General features: G+C 38.7%; 23 protein-coding genes. 16 read left to right on the plus strand and 7 right to left on the minus strand.

Annotation, left to right across the window (positions count from 1 at the left end; genetic code table 11):
- Position 1: 1 nt before the first annotated feature.
- Together HYV86_01270 and HYV86_01275 are read right to left on the minus strand one after the other, a co-directional pair.
- The gene (locus HYV86_01270; protein MBI2572462.1) at positions 2–892 is read right to left on the minus strand and encodes a hypothetical protein; all 891 of its coding nucleotides are present in this window, start codon (positions 890–892) and stop codon (positions 2–4) included.
- A gap of 90 nt (positions 893–982) precedes the next feature.
- Positions 983–1,348, minus strand: coding sequence for a hypothetical protein (locus HYV86_01275; protein MBI2572463.1), 366 nt, complete (start codon positions 1,346–1,348; stop codon positions 983–985).
- 78 nt (positions 1,349–1,426) lie between these two features.
- Between HYV86_01275 and HYV86_01280 the strand changes: the two genes are divergently transcribed.
- From HYV86_01280 to HYV86_01305, 6 genes are all read left to right on the plus strand, one after another.
- Entirely contained in the window at positions 1,427–2,236 is an 810-nt protein-coding gene (locus HYV86_01280) for a hypothetical protein (GenBank protein MBI2572464.1), read from the plus strand.
- A 68-nt stretch (positions 2,237–2,304) separates the two neighbouring features.
- Entirely contained in the window at positions 2,305–4,680 is a 2,376-nt protein-coding gene (gene topA, locus HYV86_01285) for a DNA topoisomerase I (protein ID MBI2572465.1), read from the plus strand.
- A 56-nt stretch (positions 4,681–4,736) separates the two neighbouring features.
- The gene (locus tag HYV86_01290; GenBank protein ID MBI2572466.1) at positions 4,737–5,210 is read left to right on the plus strand and encodes a hypothetical protein; all 474 of its coding nucleotides are present in this window, start codon (positions 4,737–4,739) and stop codon (positions 5,208–5,210) included.
- Between the two features lie 60 nt (positions 5,211–5,270).
- On the plus strand, positions 5,271–5,558 hold the full coding sequence (locus HYV86_01295) for a hypothetical protein (GenBank protein ID MBI2572467.1): 288 nt from the start codon (positions 5,271–5,273) through the stop codon (positions 5,556–5,558).
- 117 nt (positions 5,559–5,675) lie between these two features.
- Positions 5,676–6,566: a hypothetical protein gene (locus tag HYV86_01300; GenBank protein ID MBI2572468.1), complete on the plus strand. Its 891-nt coding sequence runs from the start codon at positions 5,676–5,678 to the stop codon at positions 6,564–6,566.
- 86 nt (positions 6,567–6,652) lie between these two features.
- Positions 6,653–7,060, plus strand: a complete 408-nt coding sequence (locus HYV86_01305; protein ID MBI2572469.1) for a hypothetical protein — start codon at positions 6,653–6,655, stop codon at positions 7,058–7,060.
- Between the two features lie 358 nt (positions 7,061–7,418).
- Here the strand turns inward: HYV86_01305 and HYV86_01310 are convergent, their stop codons facing one another.
- Both HYV86_01310 and HYV86_01315 read right to left on the minus strand, forming a co-directional pair.
- Positions 7,419–8,555 (minus strand): alkaline phosphatase family protein, encoded by a 1,137-nt coding sequence (locus tag HYV86_01310; protein MBI2572470.1) that lies wholly within the window; start codon positions 8,553–8,555, stop codon positions 7,419–7,421.
- 49 nt (positions 8,556–8,604) lie between these two features.
- Positions 8,605–9,552, minus strand: coding sequence for a hypothetical protein (locus HYV86_01315; protein MBI2572471.1), 948 nt, complete (start codon positions 9,550–9,552; stop codon positions 8,605–8,607).
- Between the two features lie 127 nt (positions 9,553–9,679).
- Between HYV86_01315 and HYV86_01320 the strand changes: the two genes are divergently transcribed.
- From HYV86_01320 to HYV86_01335, 4 genes are all read left to right on the plus strand, one after another.
- Complete coding sequence (locus HYV86_01320; GenBank protein MBI2572472.1) at positions 9,680–10,189, plus strand: hypothetical protein; 510 nt, start codon at positions 9,680–9,682, stop codon at positions 10,187–10,189.
- Positions 10,086–10,646: a hypothetical protein gene (locus HYV86_01325; protein ID MBI2572473.1), complete on the plus strand. Its 561-nt coding sequence runs from the start codon at positions 10,086–10,088 to the stop codon at positions 10,644–10,646. Before HYV86_01320 ends, HYV86_01325 begins: the two co-directional genes overlap by 104 nt.
- 132 nt (positions 10,647–10,778) lie before the next feature.
- A complete protein-coding gene (locus tag HYV86_01330) occupies positions 10,779–13,517 on the plus strand; it encodes a CDC48 family AAA ATPase (protein MBI2572474.1) in 2,739 nt (912 codons plus the stop codon).
- 21 nt (positions 13,518–13,538) lie between these two features.
- Positions 13,539–13,844: a hypothetical protein gene (locus tag HYV86_01335; GenBank protein ID MBI2572475.1), complete on the plus strand. Its 306-nt coding sequence runs from the start codon at positions 13,539–13,541 to the stop codon at positions 13,842–13,844.
- On the opposite strand, the gene HYV86_01340 is transcribed toward HYV86_01335, so the two are convergent.
- Positions 13,841–14,554, minus strand: coding sequence for a hypothetical protein (locus HYV86_01340; protein MBI2572476.1), 714 nt, complete (start codon positions 14,552–14,554; stop codon positions 13,841–13,843). The two genes, HYV86_01335 and HYV86_01340, sit on opposite strands and share 4 nt — an antisense overlap.
- Positions 14,555–14,696: 142 nt before the next feature.
- On the opposite strand from HYV86_01340, the gene HYV86_01345 reads away from it, so the two are divergent.
- Positions 14,697–15,323 (plus strand): hypothetical protein, encoded by a 627-nt coding sequence (locus HYV86_01345; protein MBI2572477.1) that lies wholly within the window; start codon positions 14,697–14,699, stop codon positions 15,321–15,323.
- Between the two features lie 173 nt (positions 15,324–15,496).
- Here the strand turns inward: HYV86_01345 and HYV86_01350 are convergent, their stop codons facing one another.
- On the minus strand, positions 15,497–15,958 hold the full coding sequence (locus HYV86_01350) for a helix-turn-helix domain-containing protein (protein ID MBI2572478.1): 462 nt from the start codon (positions 15,956–15,958) through the stop codon (positions 15,497–15,499).
- A 226-nt stretch (positions 15,959–16,184) separates the two neighbouring features.
- Between HYV86_01350 and HYV86_01355 the strand changes: the two genes are divergently transcribed.
- From HYV86_01355 to HYV86_01370, 4 genes are all read left to right on the plus strand, one after another.
- Positions 16,185–16,808, plus strand: a complete 624-nt coding sequence (locus tag HYV86_01355; protein ID MBI2572479.1) for a hypothetical protein — start codon at positions 16,185–16,187, stop codon at positions 16,806–16,808.
- Positions 16,809–16,847: 39 nt separating this feature from the next.
- The gene (locus HYV86_01360) at positions 16,848–17,180 is read left to right on the plus strand and encodes a hypothetical protein (protein MBI2572480.1); all 333 of its coding nucleotides are present in this window, start codon (positions 16,848–16,850) and stop codon (positions 17,178–17,180) included.
- 99 nt (positions 17,181–17,279) lie between these two features.
- A complete protein-coding gene (locus HYV86_01365; GenBank protein MBI2572481.1) occupies positions 17,280–18,272 on the plus strand; it encodes a hypothetical protein in 993 nt (330 codons plus the stop codon).
- A gap of 215 nt (positions 18,273–18,487) precedes the next feature.
- Positions 18,488–19,114 (plus strand): methyltransferase, encoded by a 627-nt coding sequence (locus HYV86_01370; GenBank protein ID MBI2572482.1) that lies wholly within the window; start codon positions 18,488–18,490, stop codon positions 19,112–19,114.
- A gap of 61 nt (positions 19,115–19,175) precedes the next feature.
- Here HYV86_01370 and HYV86_01375 read toward each other — a convergent pair whose 3' ends face one another.
- Positions 19,176–20,633, minus strand: a complete 1,458-nt coding sequence (locus tag HYV86_01375) for a hypothetical protein (protein ID MBI2572483.1) — start codon at positions 20,631–20,633, stop codon at positions 19,176–19,178.
- Positions 20,634–20,991: 358 nt separating this feature from the next.
- Here HYV86_01375 and HYV86_01380 point away from each other — a divergent pair, with 358 nt between their 5' ends.
- The gene (locus HYV86_01380) at positions 20,992–21,363 is read left to right on the plus strand and encodes a hypothetical protein (GenBank protein MBI2572484.1); all 372 of its coding nucleotides are present in this window, start codon (positions 20,992–20,994) and stop codon (positions 21,361–21,363) included.
- The last annotated feature ends 48 nt before the right edge of the window (positions 21,364–21,411 follow it).

The following is a 21,411-nucleotide window of genomic DNA, read 5'->3' on the forward strand; positions in this document are numbered from 1 at the left end:
GTTATATCTCTATGTTGTACACTTTTGCTCTGTCTTGTATTTCTATGAGTGTGGGATAGCCGTCGATCTTTTTTCCGGTGAATATATTTTGGAGATTTTCCACTATTTGGTGCTTTACTTTTGAGAGTTCTTTTCTATATTTTGCCAGAAACAATGCGATAAATAGTAACTCTCGTATTTCACCGGTTTTTTCTGCTACGTACAGGGAATGGAGGAAGATCTCTCTCTTGCTTAGTTGCCTTTTTGGAAGGTGATAGTAGTTTGTAATTAAGAGCAATTTGATGCCATGATCTGCATAGGCGCTAAACGCTGTTTTTGTAGCATCAACATCTTCTTTTATCGAAAAAATGATCTCGTCTTTTGTCTTAAAATAAATTGTTGAGTTGGCAGGGATTCTTGGGTCAACAGATACTTCGTACTTACTTATTTCTTGGATACATTCTACTAAATGAGGCCATATCTTTTCATTGAGTTTGTAGGTTCTTTCTTTAATTTCGAGTAGGCTCATCTTTCGACCTTGGTTAATCTTTTTTAGAACAGTTGTTTTGTGAAGACCAGTTTGTGTTTCTACTTCTTTTATCGTTTTTGGCTCTTGTAGTGAAAGAAAAATTTGAAGACCGGTGCCAGATAAAGGTTCGCAGAGGTTTTTTGCTGTTGAAAGGATGTTCATGAGTAAATTGATGTGGGTTTTTAATTCTGGCTCTAAGGTACTCTTGTTTAGCGTGAGAATGCCTTTGAGGTTCAATGATTGGGCGATTCGATATATTTGTGATCTGCTCATTTTGAGAGCTTGCGCTATTTTTGTGATGTTTCTATTGCCATTTCCCAGCTGGGAGATGACTTCTAGTTCTGACTTGGAGAATGTGTTAATTCTTCCAGGGTTGGGGGCCATTAGTATATGAAAATGCGAATAGTATATAAATGATTCGCAGAAATGTAGACTTTTGTGGATGTGGAGATGGAAGAGTTAAATTAAGCCTGTCTACTTTTTTATTTTAGATAATACACATTTAAAGAATGTCAATGCGACAACTATTACTATCACTTCCAGCAGAATTTTCTCAAATAGATGTCCATTTAATTTATCTGACATTAGAACTGCCAGGAATATACTCCCGAATCCACCTGCTGTAAGGTTACTAATATAATTGAACCAATTTATCTGTGAGAATAATATTCTCATTAGGAGTAGACCGCCCCCTGCAAGCAAAAATAGTGTAATAATCCCTAAACGTATTTTTCCTTGGAAAATAATACCTATTGATAAGCCTGCAAACATTCCAAGAATTAAACTATAATAATATTCCTCATAATTATCGGTGTTTCTGGATATAGTAATTTTGACCACTATCATATACAAGAAAGATCTGTTTAAATATGTTATTAATTAAGAAAGATTTATATCAAATTAAGTTTTTGAAAATGGATGGCACTTAGCGTCTCGGAGCTTATGGTAACCTCCTTGTTTTTTATTACTGAAGTTATACTTGTTTATGTAGTGGGGTTTGTTCTTGCATATCGGATTTTCAAAAGATTATTCAGCCTTAGTCGTTTTATTTCTTTACTATTGGGCTTCATCTCTATCTTAGTTTATTGGGTTGTTTATTTTATTATTAAAAGTAAAGTTGTCGATCTTGTTTCAATTTGGTTGTTAAGGGAATTAATCGGCTTGATGATACCTATTGTTTGTATTATATTTGCTGTAAAATTAATTAGGGATGAGAAAGAAAAAGAAAGAAAAGAATTTGAAGAATTACAAAAATCAAAGGGTCTCATAAGATTTATTGATCGTTTTCGTAATGACCGGTGGGGAACTCCAGAACAAGTTAAAAAATGGCAAAGAGAAGACGAAGAAGCCAAAGAAAAAGAAAAAGTAATCAATCAAGTAATTCATGAAATTGAGGTATTCAAACCTTTAAAAGACTACGGAAAAGAAGAATTGTATCAACACACTTTAGCTATTCATTTAAGATCTTTTTTTCCAGGAATTGAAATAGAAAAGCAGATCGGTTCTTCTAGGCCAGATATTGTTGTGGGAGATGTAGCGATTGAAGTTAAAGGGCCAACTAGTCATCAAGATTTGGATTCAATTGCAAGCAAATGCATGAGATATAAAGAACATTTTGGTGAAATTGTCATAGTCTTATTTGATGTTCAGGTCAATGGTCGCTATTATGACGAATGGCTTGGTGCGTTGAATAAGAATTTTCCTAATGTTAAAGTAATCAGAAAATAGTTCTTTCTTCTTCTAGGATTCTTCTTACTTCCAGAACATTTATATTACATCTATCAAATTCCTAACCCATGGTTGAACTTATTGTTACAGAGAAACCCAGCTCCGCAGCCAAAGTAGCAGCAGCATTAGCTGATGGTAAACCTGTGCAAAAGAAGAGTAAACAAGCATCCTATTTTGAACTCACTCACAACGGTAAAGATATTATTGTCACATCTGCTGTGGGTCATCTGTATGGATTAGTGGAAGAAGACAAAAAGAGTTGGGCGTATCCTGTCTTTGATGTCAAGTGGGAAGCATCCTACAAAAGTGGCAAAGAACTTGCGTATGTGAAAGATTATATTGATAACATTGAAGCGTTGGCAAAGAAAGCAACGGATTTTACAATTGCGTGCGATTACGATGTCGAAGGAGAAGTAATTGGATACAATGTTGTACGTTTTGCTTGTAAGAAAAAAGATGCCAATCGTATGAAATTTTCCACACTCACCAAACCAGATCTCGTTGAAGCATATGAGCAAAAGATGAAACATCTGGATTGGGGACAAGCCTACGCAGGAGAAACTCGTCATAAATTAGACTGGTTCTATGGTATTAATCTCTCTCGTGCATTAACTGCAAGCGTCAAAGCCGCCGGCTCATTTAAAGTCATGTCCGTGGGACGTGTTCAAGGTCCAGCACTCAAATTATTAGTAGACAGAGAACGAGAAATTCAAGCATTCGTACCTGTTCCGTTCTGGTTGATTCAGTTATTAGGCGATTTCAAGAAAGCTGACATTGAAGCATTTCATCAAGCAGATAAAATCTTTGACAAGAAAGAAATGGAGAGAATTATCGCCATTACAAAAAATGCTAAAACCGCGCTTGTAAATTCCGTCAAACGTACACAACGTCAACAGGCTCCTCCTCATCCATTTGACTTAACCACGCTGCAAACAGAATCCTATGGTCAATTCAAAATCACTCCTAAAGAGACTCTTGATATCGCGCAAAATCTCTATCTTGCTGGAGTAACCTCGTATCCGCGTACATCTTCACAGCAATTAGATCCTAAATTAGGGTTTACCAAAATTCTTCAAGAACTCTCAAAGCAAGGGGCTTACAAAGATCTCTGTTCACAATTACTTAAAGAAAAATCACTTGTACCAAACAATGGACCAAAAACCGATCCCGCGCATCCTGCTATTTATCCAACTGGTCTTGCACCAAAAGCACTTAATCCTCGTCAACAAAAAGTCTACGACCTCATTGTCAAACGCTTCATGGCGACATTTGCCAAACCAGCACTACGTGAAACCATGGAGGTATTATTGGATGTTAACAAAGAAATATTTGTTACCAAAGGCACACGGACTCTCAAAGAAGAATGGTATGCATTCTATCAACCTTATGTGCGAGCTGAAGATACTATCTTACCAGACCTGAAAGAAGGCGATCACGTTACTGTCAAAGAAATCAACCAAATTAGTAAAGAAACACAACCACCTTCACGCTTTAATCAGTCATCGATTATCAAAGAACTTGAGAAACGCAACTTAGGAACCAAAGCGACCCGCGCAGATATTCTGGAACGTCTTTTCCAACGTGGGTATATTGAAGGCGTCCAAATCACCGTTACACAATTAGGCATGGAAACGACGAGGTTACTTGAAAAACATGCATCTGCCATTGTTGATGAACAACTCACTGCCGAATTTGAAGAAGATATGGATAAAATTCGTGAAGAGAAGAAAACCCCGGATCAGATTTTGGAGCGGGCAAAAACATTCCTTACCAAACTGCTTGCTGATTTTAAAAAGAAAGAGAAAGTCATTGGTCAAGAAATTCTTGTATCCATTCGTGAAACCCAAGATACCCAAAACTTCATGGGAACGTGTACTAAATGTAAAGAAGGCAAATTGATGGTTCGCCGTGGTAAATTCGGTCGTTTCGTTGCCTGTGATAAATATCCTGATTGTTCTACTACCTTTGCTATTCCTAAAATGGGTCCTGTCAAAGCCACTGGCAAAGAATGTGAAAAATGTCAAAACCCAATTATTGAAGTAGGCAAAGGACGTACTCGGCGTGTAACATGCATCAATCCTGATTGTGTCAGTCGTGGTGCAGCTGTTGCTGTTGATGCGAAGAGTGGCAAAAAGTATCCTGAAGAAGGCATGAAATGTCCAACCTGCGGCGATGGCGAAATGATTTTACGCAAGAGCTTCTTTGGCGAGTTCTTAGGTTGCAATAAATATCCTAAATGTAAAACCTTGATGAACATTAAAGATGGTAAAGTAAATGTTGACAAAGTTGTGGTCAAGACTGGTGATGCGCCTAAGAAAACAGCGAATAAGAAAGTGTCTAAAGAAGTAGCAAAAGAATTGGAAGCAGTTGGAAAAGAGGGAGCAGGAAAAAAAACTGTTGTGAAAAAGACCGCCGTGAAGAAGACAGTAGCAAAGAAAAAGTAAAGTTGTTCTTCATTTTTTTCACAATCTTTATGTATTGCTTATTTTCTCTATCTTCTATGAATCCTTACGAAGAGCAACTTAAAGTCTACCTCCAAAAACACCATCTTAAAGCTCAGCATTTCTCGTTCACTCAATCTTGCCATAGTGTTGCAGAAGCAGCAGAAACTGTTGGTGCATCTCCTTCTGACTTTATCAAAAGTATTTGTTGCACCAGCAAAACGGGTGACTTCATTGTCTGTATTCTCAAAGGGGAAGATAAGCTAGACCTCAAGAAAGTCAAAGTACTTGCGGGATGTGATGTTTCCATCGCCAAACCAGAAGTTGTTCTTGAAAAAACAGGCTATCCCGTCGGGGGAACGCCACCCATCGGTTACGTTGCGACGTTCTACATTGACCAACAAGTCATGGAAAAAGATGCAGTGTATGGTGGTGGTGGTTCACCTCAAGCCTTGGTAAGAATCGCACCTGTTGAGATGATTAATCTAAATAACGGAAAAGTTGTGGACATTCGACAAGTTCCTAAAATGTAATCTCTATTCAGGGGTAACAAAACAAAATATTTATAAATAAACCGTTTGGTCTGCTTTCTTATGTATCATGCTTCACGTATTACTGCAGAAATTGAAAAAACTATCGGTCCCCTTAATCAACGAGGTGTATATTGTAACCTACGCCTCGGACCAAAGCCGGGAAGAGTTGCGGGCGATGGACTAGAATGGACTGTTGTAGGAGAACATCCAGAAACAAAATCTTCTGCATTTGCCTCTGTCACTTATAACCCCCATGACAACGCGTTTACCGTTCTTGCCGGTGGGTATCATCGCGGATTAGATCTCAATGGAATGAAAGATAGGTTACACTCAAAATTCTCTCAGTAATCATATTTTTTTTATAACAATATCACTTAATCTTCTCTCACTACGTTCTCTTAACTTACATTTTCTCCATGCCCCACCATCAAAACACATAAATATCCCTAGTGCTCTCCTTATGATATGTCTACGGAAATCTTCACGGCAGTTGTAGAACGATCATTAGGTCATGAAAGTCCTGATCAGCGCGTCCTTAACAATGAAGCCGTCAAATTCTTTGAAAGTAGAAAAGATGACACACAAAATCAACTTCGACGCCATATCGCACAAAGTCATCAAGGCTGGTCAATTCAAGGGGAAACACAAAAACCTTCATTTTTTGCTAAGTTCACCGGAAAAAGTCAAGTCACACTTGATCTTCACTTAGTTTGTAATAATCAACCACAAGGAAAAATGGTGGTAGAATATCATCCTCATAACGACACGTATTCTCTTACAACCCATAGTGCAATTACACAACTTCATCAAACTTCAGGTTTAGATTCTTGGGGTGATGTTCTCGCTGCTGCAAAAACACAGGTGGGTGCTGTTGTAGTAGGAGTTCAACCAGATGTGGGATTATTAGATGATGTTGACGACGTGCTCAAAGATATCTCCGGCAAACTCAAAGAACAAAAACAACACCTTGAAGAACTCTCTCAAACCATTGAAATGGCTGACTGGCGTTCAACACATAAAAGCATAAAAATTCTCAGTGAAAATGAAGAGAGTCTTCCCCTTGCGTACGGAGAAATTCAAAATTTAATATCTAATCTTGATTTAAGCACAGGTCTTCCCTCAAAAATTCTTCAAACCGTAAAACAGTCCGGAAATCTACTTCGTACAAATCATCTTGCAATCACTGCCCAACTTGATAAGCTCAAAAACCACATTCGTCTTACTGACCGGCAAGGATCAATGGAAGCACTGCAAGGGCTTCTCAAATTATATCAAACTCATTATGAAGCTATGGATCACGTTGAGACACTTCTACGGGGGTATGAATCTCAACGTATAGTCTCAAAAGCGCGCTAACAAAACTACAGCAAAACAACCTTAAGAAGCAAACTTTATAAACCCCCTCTCTTCTAACAGAAAAAACACAAACAGGTGGTTATATCATGACTATTGTAAAAATAAACATTCATAAAGTTCATGCAGATCGCAATCTTGCATCCCGCGGTGGACAAGTAAAAATTCATAACAATGTTTCTATTAAAGATGTAGAAGATCTCAGCTTTGCTGTTGAAGGCAAAAAAGGTCTCAAATTTACATTCAACTTCAATTGCAGCTACGAACCTGATCTTGGACGCATTGAAGTAGAAGGACAAGTTCTCTATGTAGAATCTGATGCAAAAGTCGCAGAAATTCGAAAAATGTGGGACAAAGACAAAAAAGTTCCAGGTCCAATCATGGAAATGATTGTGAATGCTGCACTTCATAAAGGCAACATTCAAGCTATCAAAATAAGTGAAGACATTAATTTACCAAGTCCCTTACCTTTACCTAAAGTAAAAGCTAAACCGTAAATTTTTTGGCATTTTTTTTTTCTAAACCTTTTTTTTAATTCATTTCCTTTTTTGAATTCATTTTCTTTAATCTGCTAATTCCACTTGTGTATTCACAAGTGGTTTACTGCAATTCTAACATTGCTTGGAATTAGCAGGGTCGGAAATTCGACCCGAGCGAAGCAAGAAACAAAGAAACTACTTTGTTTCTGATCAGAAATGAGATCGTTCTCTCATTTCTGCACCGAAATCAAGTAGTTTCTTGATTTCTTGTGCCGTCCGGTCCGCTGAGAAACGCATGGCGTTTCTGGCGTGCCAGAAATCGTAGATTTCTGTGCATATTGACCGGCGGTGGTCGAATTTCTTTGACTTATCATTCTCACAACTTTTTCACAATCAATGGCACTATCATTTCTTCATCACTCAATCCGCCGTGATGTCCTGGAAAGAAAACTTCTTCTTCGCCTTTCAAAAAGAAACGTAGGACACAATTTTCTTTGGGAATAAGTACATAATCTCCTGTTCGCTGCAAAAATTCTGGGTGCATTTTTCCTGGTCCGAAATGTTCTAGCAGCTCTGATGTCTTATATATTTTTAACACCGTGCGATATTTTTGTTGAACGTACTTTTCAAAGAACTGCTTACGCTCCGCACGTACATAGCAAAACAGTGCACGTGGTTCACCTGCGCAAGGCAACCGTAAACAATCCACAAAATGTGCATCACGATTAAGTAAAATTGTATTCTTACGAGTTGTTGTTATCTGTCCATGATCTGCTGTTAAAATCAGCAACGTATCACTGTGTTTCGTCGCTTTAACAAATTCCTCTAATCGTTTATCTAACTCCTGGAGCATCACTCTTGCTTTCTCACTCTGTTTTCCATACAAATGCGAGAGATCATCATATCCTCCCCAATAAACGTACGTGAATGTTCTTGTAGGGGATGTTTGCGATTGAGCTATCGCACTACGTAACGCGCGAAACATTCCCCCCATGTTTTGAAAAGTAATCGTTTTGTCCCATTTTACAAACAACGAATTAAATTTGCTCTTGGCTAAGTTTTTCTTGATAACAAGATTTTTTCGTACAGGAACTGCATTCAATAATGATTGAGGAAATGCGTTACGGGATAACTTTAATGGTTTTCCTGCTCGTGTTTTGGAGGGTAATATTGCACCCATCTCATTTATGTGTGGAAAATGTGTATACCAACCAGGGATGCCATGTTCTAATGGACTTAATCCAGTCATGAGTGTCGTGATAGCTGCAGCCGTTGCAGAAGGAAAAATACTTCGAGTCTTCCCTTGGCATGCTTGAACCAGAAAAGATCGTGCAGGCAGTTTTGATATTGAATCATATCCTAACCCATCAACTAGAAAAAAGATTGTATGCTGGGCAGAGCCAACTTGGTTAGTAATCAAGCTAATATCCTGATGATCTGTTTTGCCGCCAAGCCCGCGTATAACCGAAGAAATCACTTCCAGAGACGTACCAAGCAAAGGCTGCGTTGACATAATTAAAGTATATTCTCGCACTTTATATCCTTTTGGACAAAGACCATGCTCAAAGTTTTCCTTCACGTATTAATTTCTTCACAAACGAAATACTCACAACTTCCTCTTGGATATCAATAAGATAACGTAGCGAAATATAAAGATTTTCACGTATCGTCTCTTCTTTGATTGAATACAATTTCTGTCGAATAACACTTTCATCAAATCGATGAAAAAGTGTAGGATAATCAGCAAGAATGCATTTCATCGATCGTGAAAGTTCGTTCATGATCAAGTCTAAACATTCCTTTTCGATTTTATTCTTCACTCCTTCCTTTTTTTCAATGTGGTATTTTCCTAAGAAATAAACCCGATCGCCAATATTCTCCAGCTTCTTAGCCATGATCATATAATTAGTGATAATGCCTGTGTTCTGAATTTTTGATGTGTGAAGTAATGTAGTATTAATCATCGAAAGAGAAAGAATCTTGCAGATGAGATGGTACAATCGATCAATTTCCCGTTCATTAAGATCAAGATCTTCTAGGTGGGGCGTATTCTCAATACTCAGAATAGATTGTCCGATAATCAAGCTGATTCTATATAATACTTGAATTGCATCAATGCGCTCTCGATCAAGTAGAATCTTAATTGTGATCTTATATGGATCTTCATATGTCACCTCTGTACCACTCATATTGGCAAGGGTTTGGCGTACTCTCATGCGTACTGATTTTGCAATCTCTTTTTTAGAGAAAAGTTCTACATCCTCAAATCCTAAATAGTACAACGTAAACAACACCCTATCTACGCTTGTTTCTAATTCATCAAGAGGCAATGAAATTTGCTTTCGTTCAAGACTTTTCTCATCAATTGTCGTAATTAAAAGCGAACGATCACTTCGTTCAACTACTAAAAGTTCTTTGCCTTCTTTGAGATTATTCTTCACTACCCATTGTTTAGGCAGCGAAAGCTGGTACGTGGTTCCTGCAACCAATTGAATTTTTCGATGTTCCACACTCATCCTCATATCCAGAACTATATAAATTTTACTCTAACTACATAGTATATGTCGGTTAGCTACATAATTCTTGGAAACTAAATGAATCCTAGAACTGGTGAAGAAAGTCAGTTTGGAGGAAAAAATGACAAAACAAGAATTAAGTGATTTAGTACGGGGAGCTGGTGGATGGACCAAAGCAGCAATGTATTCACCTTTGGTCATGAGTGTTGCAGGCTGTACTGAAAAAGATTCAGATTATCTTGCCATTGGTGGTCTCGCCGCTGTTGCAACACTTGTGGGGGTTGGGATTTATGCAGCGCTTCGAGCAGGGTCTAATGATAGAAGATATGAAAGACGTAATTCAGGGTCTTCAGGATCGTCAGGAACAGGGTATTCAAGTAGAGGATATTCAAGTCCTTCAGCAAGTAGGAGTTCATCAAGAGATTCTACATCAAACACGACGAGTACTGATACGGGAAGCGGCTGGTTTGATTGGTCCATCTTCTCAAGTGGAGGAGATGGCGGTGGTCATCATGGGGGAGGTCACGATGGAGGTGGACATGGCGGCGATGCTGGTGGTAGCGGAGGCGGTTGCAGCGGCGGAGGAGATGGCGGTTGTGGTGGCGGTGGATGTGGGGGAGGTGGCGATTAAAATGAATACTAATCTCCTCATTGTTACCGCAACATTGGCAGAAAAAACACAACCAGTCTTTCCTTTTTCTTTTTCTCTTTTAGGAAAACGAGAGCAACAGTTTTTCGAGGATCTTGCCAACTATCAAGCACCATGGCTCTGCGAGCGTCTCATCAAGAAAGGAGAAGTCAAAAATGAAGAAGAATGTAATCTCTTATTCATAGAATTCAAGAAATACGTTGCTCTGCTTACTATCTCTCAACAATCTTTGGGCATGGTGAGCACCAAAGTTGACAATGTTTGGCATGAATTCATTCTCTTTACCAGAGAATACATGAAATTTTGTGATCAATTTTATGGAAAGTATATCCATCATCAACCCTATACCTCATCTAATAAAGGGGATCCAGAAGCAGATGTACGATTTCATCGTTGGTATCATAAAGTATACGGCACTCTTCCTGCAATTTGGAAATAGGGCTCTATTTTCTCTCTTTTCGGGTAATATTTGTTCTATTTGCTCTTTTAACCAGAACTTGTCATCTTCTTCATATGACCTCACCATTATTATACCATAATCTTTATAAAACGCTAAAACGCCTACCAAATTATGAACACAGCAGAGACACCTCCAATAAAATTGAAAGTTATGGAAGCAGTTCAAGATGATGTCAACAAAGGCATTGTCAAGATTGATTCAAGCTTCATGCGTCAAATAGGTGTTGCGCCAGGCGACTTCGTTGAAATCAAAGGTGAACGCAAAACTGCTGCTAAAGTAGATCGTGCATATCCTGGCGACATTGGTCTAAATATCATTCGTATGGACGGAAATATTCGTCGTAATGCTCGTACTTCTATTGGAGAAATGGTCGAAGTTGCTAAAGCATCTGTCAAAGTTGCCAAAAAAGTATCCATTGCTCCCGCGCAGAAAGGTGTCCTCATCAAAGCGTCCCCTCAGATTTTCAAACAGGGGCTTCTCGATAAAGCACTCGTAAAAGGTGATATCGTTTCATTAGGTCGAACTCGTCGTCGTGATGCCGCGCCAGGCAATGAATTAAGTGAACTATTTTCCATGATGGAAAACGAACTTGGTCACTTTGCTGGCTTTGGTTTTGGTGATCTTAAGTTCATCGTCGTCGATACACAACCACGTAATGAGATCGTTCAAGTAACAGCAGAAACTGAAATTATTTTTAATCCTCAAGCTGTTGAGTTAAAAGAGGAAGAAGGGCTCGGTCTTGGTGTCAATTATGAAGATATTGGTGGCTTAAGTGAAGAAATCAAAAAAGTTCGTGAAATGGTTGAACTACCTCTCAAACATCCTGAGATTTTTGAGAAACTCGGAATTGAAGCACCTAAAGGGGTCTTGCTTCACGGTCCACCTGGGACGGGAAAAACTTTGCTTGCGAAAGCAGTTGCATCAGAAACCAATTCTCATTTTATTCTCATCAATGGTCCAGAAGTCATCTCCAAGTTTTATGGAGAATCGGAAGCCAACTTACGTAAGAAATTTGAAGAAGCAGAAGAAAACGCCCCATCAATCATCTTCTTTGATGAAATTGATGCCATCGCCACCAAGCGTGAAGAAACACGCGGCGATGTTGAGAAACGTGTTGTTGCCCAATTGCTTGGTCTTATGGATGGCCTAAAGAGCCGTGGCAAAGTCATTGTTATTGCCGCAACTAACATGCCGAATCTTCTTGACATGGCACTACGTCGCCCAGGTCGCTTTGATCGTGAAATTGAAATTGGCGTACCAAATAAGGAAGGGCGGTTAGAGATTCTTAAAATTCATACGAGAAACATGCCTTTCTCTTCAAATCGATACCCTGATATTAGAGCATCAGTTGTTTTAGAAGAGTTAAATGACAAAATTAAAAATCTCTCACAAAATATCATAGAGAAAAAAGACGAGCTTGAAAAATTATTAGAAAGAAAGAAGAAGACAGACCAAAGTGTTTTATTTAAAGTTCTAGAATCTATTCGTGGCTTAGAATCTGATATCAAGAAAATAAATGAAGAAGTTACCGAGATAGAATCATTAATCAAAGAATTAAAAAGTGATCGTCCACGTATGGTAAAACTAGTTGACGATCTTAGAAAGATAGAAGAATCCAAAGCAAAGTATACACTTGATGATCCACGAAGAAAGCTGATTGAAAATAAATATTCTGAAGATTATAAGAAATTTGATAATTTAGGATTAGTTGAAACCATTGATACAAAGACCAAACAAAAAGAAAAAGAAAGAGATTTAATGGAGATCTCGAAGATAACTCATGGTTTTGTTGGTGCCGACTTAAACTCACTTGCCAAAGAAGCTGCAATGATTGTACTGCGTGAAGATGTTCTGCCTGAAATTAAAAAAAGAGGACTACGGGAAGATGAGCCGTTCCCTAAAGAAGTACTAGAAAAAATAGAAATTAGGTTGCCTCACCTTTATCAAGCTCTTAAAACAGTTCGACCTTCCGCCATGCGTGAAGTGCTTGTTGAAACACCTGATGTGAGCTGGACTGATGTTGGTGGTCTTGAAAGCGTCAAAGAAAAATTGCAAGAAGCAGTTGAATGGCCGCTTAAAAAACCAGAAGTATTCAAACGTATGGGTATTCGTCCTCCTCGTGGTATTCTTCTCTATGGTCCACCTGGGACAGGAAAAACCTTACTTGCGAAAGCAGTTGCCAAAGAAAGCGAAGCCAATTTTATTTTAGTCAATGGTCCAAGTATGTTAAGCAAATGGGTTGGCGAATCGGAAAAAGCCGTACGAGAAATTTTCCGCAAGGCGCGTCAAACTGCCCCTACTATTCTGTTCTTTGATGAAATTGATGCATTAGTTCCTAAACGAAGCAGCGGAAGCGATTCCAAAGTAAGCGAACGTGTTGTCAATCAAATGCTTAGTGAAATGGATGGTCTTGAAAGCCTTAATGATGTTGTCATTATTGCTGCAACGAATCGACCAGATATTATTGATCCTGCGCTCTTGCGTCAAGGTCGGTTTGACCGTATTATTCTCACACCAGTGCCAACACAAGAAGCTCGTCAAAAAATCTTTGAAATTTATCTTTCCAAAATGCCTATTGCGAATGGTGTTGACAAAAAAGATCTCGCCAAGAAAACCGAAGGCTATGTTGGAGCAGATATTGAAGGTGTTTGTCGGGAGGCTGCCATGGTAGCATTACGTGAAGACATCAAAGCCAAAGAAGTTACGGCAGATCACTTTACCAAAGCACTTGAAATCGTTCATGCATCCGTGGACAAAGAAACCGAAGATACCTATAAGCAACTTGATAATTACTTCAGCACCGCGCGCGCCAAACAAATCAAAGAAGAAAAAGCGCATTATTTTGGATAAAATTCATTAAGTTGGCGAGAATTGACACATCAAAGAGGTGTATCATTGTTTGACCAGATTGTTCAAGAATATCAAGTACCTAAAGAAAAATATGAATTATTTCATCGTCTTGTTTCTCTTACATTTCCTTTTTTCTTTAAAGAATCGCCTCACTATCAAGGAAAGTCTGTTTTTGAAACACAACAAGATGAACAAACTGTTAGAGTGAGTGTCATTTACTATTGGCGAACAAAAGATGATTACTACACTTTTCGCCGCTGTAACCCTCTTCGTCTGCAAATTTTAGAAAGTAAATTAGAAATGATAGTTCTAAAAGAAAAAAATTAATCATTCCATGCAACATCTGCATAATTTAATTGTATTCTCTCGGAAGTTTGGTCTGGAGTCGGTTTTTGGTCCAGAGGCAATGCCTCAGTTATAGCAAGGAGTCGTATTCTCGCTTCAATATTTCCGGTTTCAATATTTGAATCATCCTCGCTACAAAATTCATTACGAAAGGTAGTTTGTCTTTCAAGAATCTTTGACATTTTGGTATCGGGGGAGTCATTTCCCATCAAAATACTTTCCACATCAGCAAATTCTTTAGAATAACACTCTCTCACGGTACTATACGCAGCCATTTTTAAAGAAACCTCAAACACTTCATAAAATAAATCCCGTCCGATGAGAAGAACAGTATGCTCCTGTTCTAATGCTCCTATCCTTGCGCGTAATGTTGAGCCTTCATCATGGTTATCTCGTAATAACTCATATGCTCTTTTCACATGCGCTTCGTATGTAGTAGCAATGTCTTGGTAAACAGCACGTTGGGCTTCTGCAACAAAAACATCTGCCTCATCATCTGGGCAGCTGGTGACATCCGCATCATCAATAGCAATATATCTATCTAACAGTGAAATTTCATCTCGTAATCTATCTAAACCAGAAAGCATACCTGTTTCTTGTTTCTCAAATTGAAGTAATTGCAAAGCGTACTGTTGAAATCCCTCATAATTTGGTTCGATAGTACCTGACAGATAGTTCTTGTCATTATCCATATGGTCCTGCAAAGAAGCAGTGCTTTAAAAAACTTTAGTTATATTTATCACTAAATAGTAATAAATAAAACGAGTGATCTGGTCTATCTTTCACATCTCCCCTTTCCGCAAGCTTTTTATGCTTCAAAAAAGTAATTTCTATATGGTTTCACCCCTTTTGGAACAATTATTCCCCTTCCTGGCATTCATCGTTGCAATTATTGTCCTTTTTACATTATTGTGGTGGTTTCGAGTTTATAGAAAACGAAATCAACCAAAATCGCTTCCCTCATTTAATCAAGACATTGCGTTTAAAGATGTAGATTTTTTCACTGATTCCACTTCCTCCAGCTCTACTCCTACACCTCAGAAAAATCCCTCACTCAGAAAAGATAAACTCAAAGCAGAATTAGACATGATCGATCAAAAACTTGGTATCATGGAGCCAACATACATCCCTGTTCCCCGTATTATTGAAGAACTACCTTTAGAACACCGCAAATCTGTTCCTGTTAAATCGCAAACACCGCGAATTATTACAAAATCTATTAGACCCTCAAAAGATGCACAGTTAGCACCTACAAGACCACGCATTATTACTAAACTCAATCCCTCTTTCTCTTCTCGTTCTTCAATTGAATTAGTATCACCAAAAATTGAAAACGTAGTCCGGAGGAATGATTCAGTCAGCATTACATCGAAACACCTTTCTACATCGCCAAAAATAGACCCTAAAGAATTCGATGATTTAGCACAAGAAATCAATATTTTAAGACGAAAATTAAGATAGGTCAGAAATCTCTTTTCAAATTAAATCTGACTATTCCACTGGTGTGTTCACCAGTGGTTGAGAAGCGGAAAAAAATTCATAGGGGTGGTCAGGGTCCGAACGAACGACCCGAGGCGTAGCCGAGCATGCTCTCGGTCTATTGACCGAGAGTGGTCGTGAGTGATTGACATCCCTCAATTCTCCAAGAAACTCTGCAGCGACAAATTCACTAAATTCTCTTTGGCTTGTTGTTCTTTAAACACAGGATTAATCTTAAAGAAAATGTGATCTTGGACATATGTTCGTAGAAGTGGAATCCCTTTTTCCGTTAACGATGATAAACATTCTTGCACCGTTGGTAAAGGCACACCTGTTCGTTGCGCAATCTCTGTCCAGCATAATGGTGTGGTTTCCGTATACAAAACCAGAAATATTTTTTTCTCTAGTTGTGTTAATGGGATTAGTTGAGGTTTTTCAGCACAAGGGACAGGATCAACTTTAAGTTGTAGTAAATCAAGACGTGCTGCAAGCTTCTCCGTTTTGACTTCTAACTCTTGTAAATAATCAAAGAGGGCTTGAATTTCAGAAGTATTTTCATTGATCGCAGCAAGATGTTCCTCCAGTGCGTGTCGAACTTTACTAAAATCATATGACATAGATACAACTACCTCATGAATGTGATATGTGAAAGAGTATGCTCGCTCTTCCTCTTTTTTTGGACAAAACGTCCTCACTATTTTAGTAGAAATTACTCTTTCTACTTGCCACCACCCAATCTTAAATGATTGTTATCATCTTTAAATAGATTTCGATTTTACCTTATCTTTATCACGCTACACCATATGCAAAAGTTGATATACGCGAACATCTTTCTTCATAAACATGGGACACATTCCTCTTTCAGAGTATCCTCCTGAAATACTTGCCTATCTTAGAAAATATGAACAACAGGCAACAAAAGGGCATCGCGAACTTAAAATCGCAGATGAGATTTTTATTCAACATTTAGAAAGACATATTGGTCGGCTCTCCATCCATTTGAATTTCCCAATCTTCACTAAATATCATCGTGAGGAACTTATCAACGATATTAAAGCAGAACGAACAGAACTCTCCAAATTATATGAGAACGTGGGAAGTCACAGGAAAGACATTACTCTTATTCAAAATGCTCTTCATCTCATTCATCAACAGGGTGCTTCTCCTGGTGTTGCTTTGGAGATGGATGATGAATATACTGCAAACAAATTAAAAGTGATGATTGGTGAAGTCATTGATTTCATCACTGCCATGATCTCTATCCTTGATCGGGCTATTGAAATTATTCAAGAAAGACCAAAAGACGAATACACTGATAATTCTATTCTCCAACCTATTATTCAAGACCTTAACCTCGTTTTAAAACGGGCACGTGAGCTCAAAGATGAACTCGGAGATTTAAGTGCGCAAGAAGTGCTTTTCCAACGAGTCGTAAACGCATTTGTCAAGAAATTATATGCTTCATAGGCTAAACATATATAAAACCCCCTCTGATCGATACACCCTATGGGTGGGTTATATACTTTTGAGGCTGCTACTTTTGAAGCCACAGCAGGTTCACACTATGGTATCTTCATTGATCAGCAGACCAGACCCTCTTCTGTTGATCCTCATTCTGTCGCGGTTTGGTATGTGGCACGAGTACAGCGTGATGGAAATTCTATCGGAAGTCTTGATTTAGGCATGGAATTAATACGAGCTGGAGAACCTTTGGGAGTAACCCAACTTCTTCGAGAACAAGTACCCATTCGTTTACAACAACTACAAAACAGAATTACTTCCCAAGGTGCAAGCTTGGACATAACTATTGTAAGCCCTTCAACAACAACAATCCAATAAGCTCTCAATTTCTACTCCTCATTTCCATTTATTTTCTTTCACTTCTCTACTTCCCTGTGATAAATCATCTTTATAACTTGTTCTCGATTAATTAATCATATGGGCTTGTTCGATCGATGGAGTCGTGATCCACAAATTAAGAAGCAATACGAAATGCGTAAAAGAAAAGAAGAGATAGATAACATCATTCGAATTCTCATTGTTGATATTACCAAAATAAGTCAATTTCAACGTGAATATTGTCAAGCACATTCTCCTGCTTGGAATCGTACAGCTATTCGAGCCTACAATAATAATGTTCTTGATCCACTCAAACGATCAATTCCTCTGTGTGAATTAGCCTATGCAAAAAAATTCATAGCACAAAGACCTCTTGCTAACTCACTTATCAATGATGCCCGTCATTTAGAAAAAAAGATGGCGACACTTGTACCTCCTGATAATAATAAACACATTGAAGCGCTCAAACGTCCATTATTATTAGCTTACGACGAACTCACCAAAGAAGAAAAAAGGATCGAATCTACTGCGCAGATTGTTGCTAAAAGTCATGCTCAACAACTCTTACGGCGAAATACAGGGTATACAAGCGCATCAACAATGTCTCATCATACTATTGTTGAAGAACAAGCATTTATTGAATCCGATTTGCGACAACTAGGAAATCATATCACTAATGCGCAAGCATCATTAACCCGATTATCTCAACGTGTTGGGAAAACAACCGTACGCACAGAACTAGTCGAACTGCGACGTAATGTGGTTATCCCCTTCACTACTTTTACGACCATGCTTAAATCACAAATTGAAAGTCATAAAATATCCCTAAATCCCAATTTTGAAAATAGTGAAACAATTATGAATCGACTTAACAGATTTCTTGAAAACGTACAAAAGGTAGATTCTTCAATCATTATTCCCAATAGCGGTTCTGATTATTACAAATCTTTAGTCGTGTGGTATAAAGCAATCCTGCCAATCTTACAAGAATATCAACGAGAGTTACATCAGCGTTCACGTGATCTGGTGGCACCAAAGACGAGTCATACTCCAGCGCCTCCTGCGCAAATACCATTAGAAGACACTGGCTAGATATTTTCATCCCTCTCATTCTCCTCTTACTCTTTTTCCTCCTTTCTTCTTCTTCTTCCTCCTGCTTTCTCTATTTCCTTCCTTCATTTTATTACTCTCTCTCTCTCTCCCTCTCCCTCTTCTCTCTTACTTCCTCTCCATTTTACCCTTCTCTATTTGTCACCATTCAAACTTCTCACCAAAGATTTTTAACTCTTCATAAATTCTAGTCTATCATGTCCATTCGTTCTAAACAGGATCTCGCTGTCTATCTTAGTAAACTCAAAAGTTTTGAAAACCCCTCCATGGAACTAGAACAATACGCCACACCATCTCAAATCGCGGCGACGTGGGTGTGGGATATGGCAATGCGTAGTGAAATTGCCGGCAAACGGATTCTTGACGCCGCGTGTGGTCCTGGAATCTTAGGTATGGGTCTGCTTCTACTCGGCGCGCGTCATATCTACTTTCTTGACAAAGATCCAAAAATCCTTGCCATCTGCAAACAAAATTACGATACTATCTCGCAAGAATATGACATTGGCACTGCTGACTTTCTCCCTGTTGATATCCGTCTCTTTGATGGTGAAGTTGATCTTGTTGTACAAAATCCCCCATTTGGCACGAAGAACGAACACATCGACAAAGTCTTCCTAGAAAAAGCATTCAGCGTTGCGCCATTAGTATATAGTATGCATAAGACCTCGACCAAGTCATTCGTCGAAGCAATCGCGCGTGATCATGCATTTAGCATTACGCAAACCACTCGCTATGATTTTCCCATCAAAGCCGCATTTGAATTTCATACTAAACCTGTTATGGACGTTGACGTAACATTATGGCGATTAGAAAAGAAAAAATAAGAAAACACACAAATAAAAAACCAAACAAATAGATAAAAAAAGTGTTCTTATTCAGAGATGCTCATTTCTTTCCGCTAAAGTAAACTTGCTCACCATTGTATGCCCGCAATCGCACGCCAGAATTTTCAACTGTCGCAGCTTCCAAGCGCCCAATAACTTGGGCGTTTAAACCCATGGCGTGAATTACATCCCTTGCGGTATCCTCGCTGGGTGTAGTAACTAACCCTTCAATACCCATGCATAATGATTTATACAAATCAGTGATGTTCAATGCGGACCAATCTGCAAGTTTTTTCTCTGCACTAGACAGAACTGGCAAGTTATCAACAGAGACATACAACTCCTGTGTAGCTAATGGAACAGCTAATTTACCATCCCATGCCCCTCCACTTAAATGATAAACATTAGTAGCTAAACCCTCTCTCACTAATTTCTCAAAAACCGGATACAAAATTGTAGAGGGGGTAGTAAGAAAATCACGCACATCTCTGTAACGGTCATTATTATGCCACGCGTCACCACCTTGTTTTGTCATAATGCGTCGACGCAAACTAATCCCATTTGATCGCGGTGTCGGGTTTCCCCAAATGGCAATTAAATAATCTCCAGCACTACTTCGTAATGGATTTCGTAATCGTTCTTCATCAATCGTGCTGACTACCGCAGCATTCAGATTGAATCCTTGTGTAGCATTGTATCCTGCCAAACGCCAACCAATATCTTCAGTTTCAAGAATGCCATTAATCCCTAATTGTTTCATCTGGTGCTGTAATTGCCATTGTATTTTAGCAGGAATTGGGCTCTTCCAGTTTCGTTGTAATTCTAACAATGCCACGACTGCTTGAGCATGTGCCCCTTTCTTAATCGTATCATCAAGATTCATGGCAAGCAAATCATCAACAGCTCTTCCATGTTTTCGCACGCGTTCATATAATTCTGTTTTCGTTCCTACTCCATCACAATTGATGAATACTGGCTGTCCTTGAGGGTCGAAGACAATGTAATAATCATTAAAACTGGGTCTATTCAAAGATGGTTGAGATGAAAAAAATGGTTGCAATACTCCTTCTTTTTGAGCAAGTCGATCAGCAGGGATTATACTAATCATCACGCCACTCATATTTCCATTTCCCAGCACGCGATCTCCTAACACTGCGTATTCTCCATTAAGGATGGCAACATGATGGCGTTCACACCCTTCATTTAATCCAACAGCAGCCTGAGCAAGCATATGCATATCGCTTCGAGAAGTATCAATAATATTAGCTAATCCTACTGGTGTGGCACCAATACGCTGTGCCTGTGCAGCTAATCGATCAACCAAAGATCGTGCATGGTCCTCAAGGTGTCGAGTTTCTCTCCCATATGTTCCGTGAACAACAACCAAATGATCGCGAGGAACACGTACTACCGGATATCCTGCAACAAGATCAATAAAAGAATTATTCCGTAATGTGGGGAATGTTTCTTGAGCAAGGAGCCTCGATCCTTCGTCTCCCTTTTGAATTACATCTTTCACATAATCCCAATTAGTTGCATTCGCGATTGCACATCACCTATTTTAATTCCTAATTCTATCTTTTAATACTTTAGCCACCCCAAACTCGTAGTCAAAAGATAGAGTTTTGAAAAATTGTGTAGCATCACAAGGGTGAGGCATGATTAGAGTACATTGAAAAAGGTCGGGGGGATGCAAGAAATACGAGGAACATCATATTTCTGCACAGAAATGAAGTCGTTGCTTCATTTCTTGTGGCCCCATACGGGGTCGACCGGTATATTATATTAACAAACGACATGTCCGAAAGATGCTACACAAATTGTAGTTTTCGTAACCATTATATATCACTACTCTCTTTCCAAACATCGAGGGTTAGATGATTATTACAATCGACACAAAAGCTGATTCCGTCAATGACATTCGTAAAGCTATTGCCTTCTTGCAATTACACATTGAAGATGCACCGGATTTTGGTTACAAATCCTCTCAATCCTCGCATTCTTCCTCTATCACCCCTGTCTCTTCTACACCAGTAGACACAACCTCTATGATGAACATGTTTGATGACAACTCAGAATCTTCTTCTTCTTCTTCTTCTTCTTCCTATGCCTCGGCTTCCACAACAGCTGCAAATCAACGCATCTCCGATGGATCAGCACCCGACTTCTCTTCATTTCTCAATTTAACTAAAAAAGAGAAATCTGGTAGTTTGGTTCCACCTGCTCGGGCCCAAATAGAATTCTACTAATTTTTCTTCTACAAATCACTTTTTGGGAAAATAATTGAAAAATAAGAA

The organism is Candidatus Woesearchaeota archaeon, assembly GCA_016188115.1.
In the GTDB taxonomy this organism is placed as follows: Archaea; Nanobdellota; Nanobdellia; order Woesearchaeales; family GW2011-AR9; genus JACPIK01.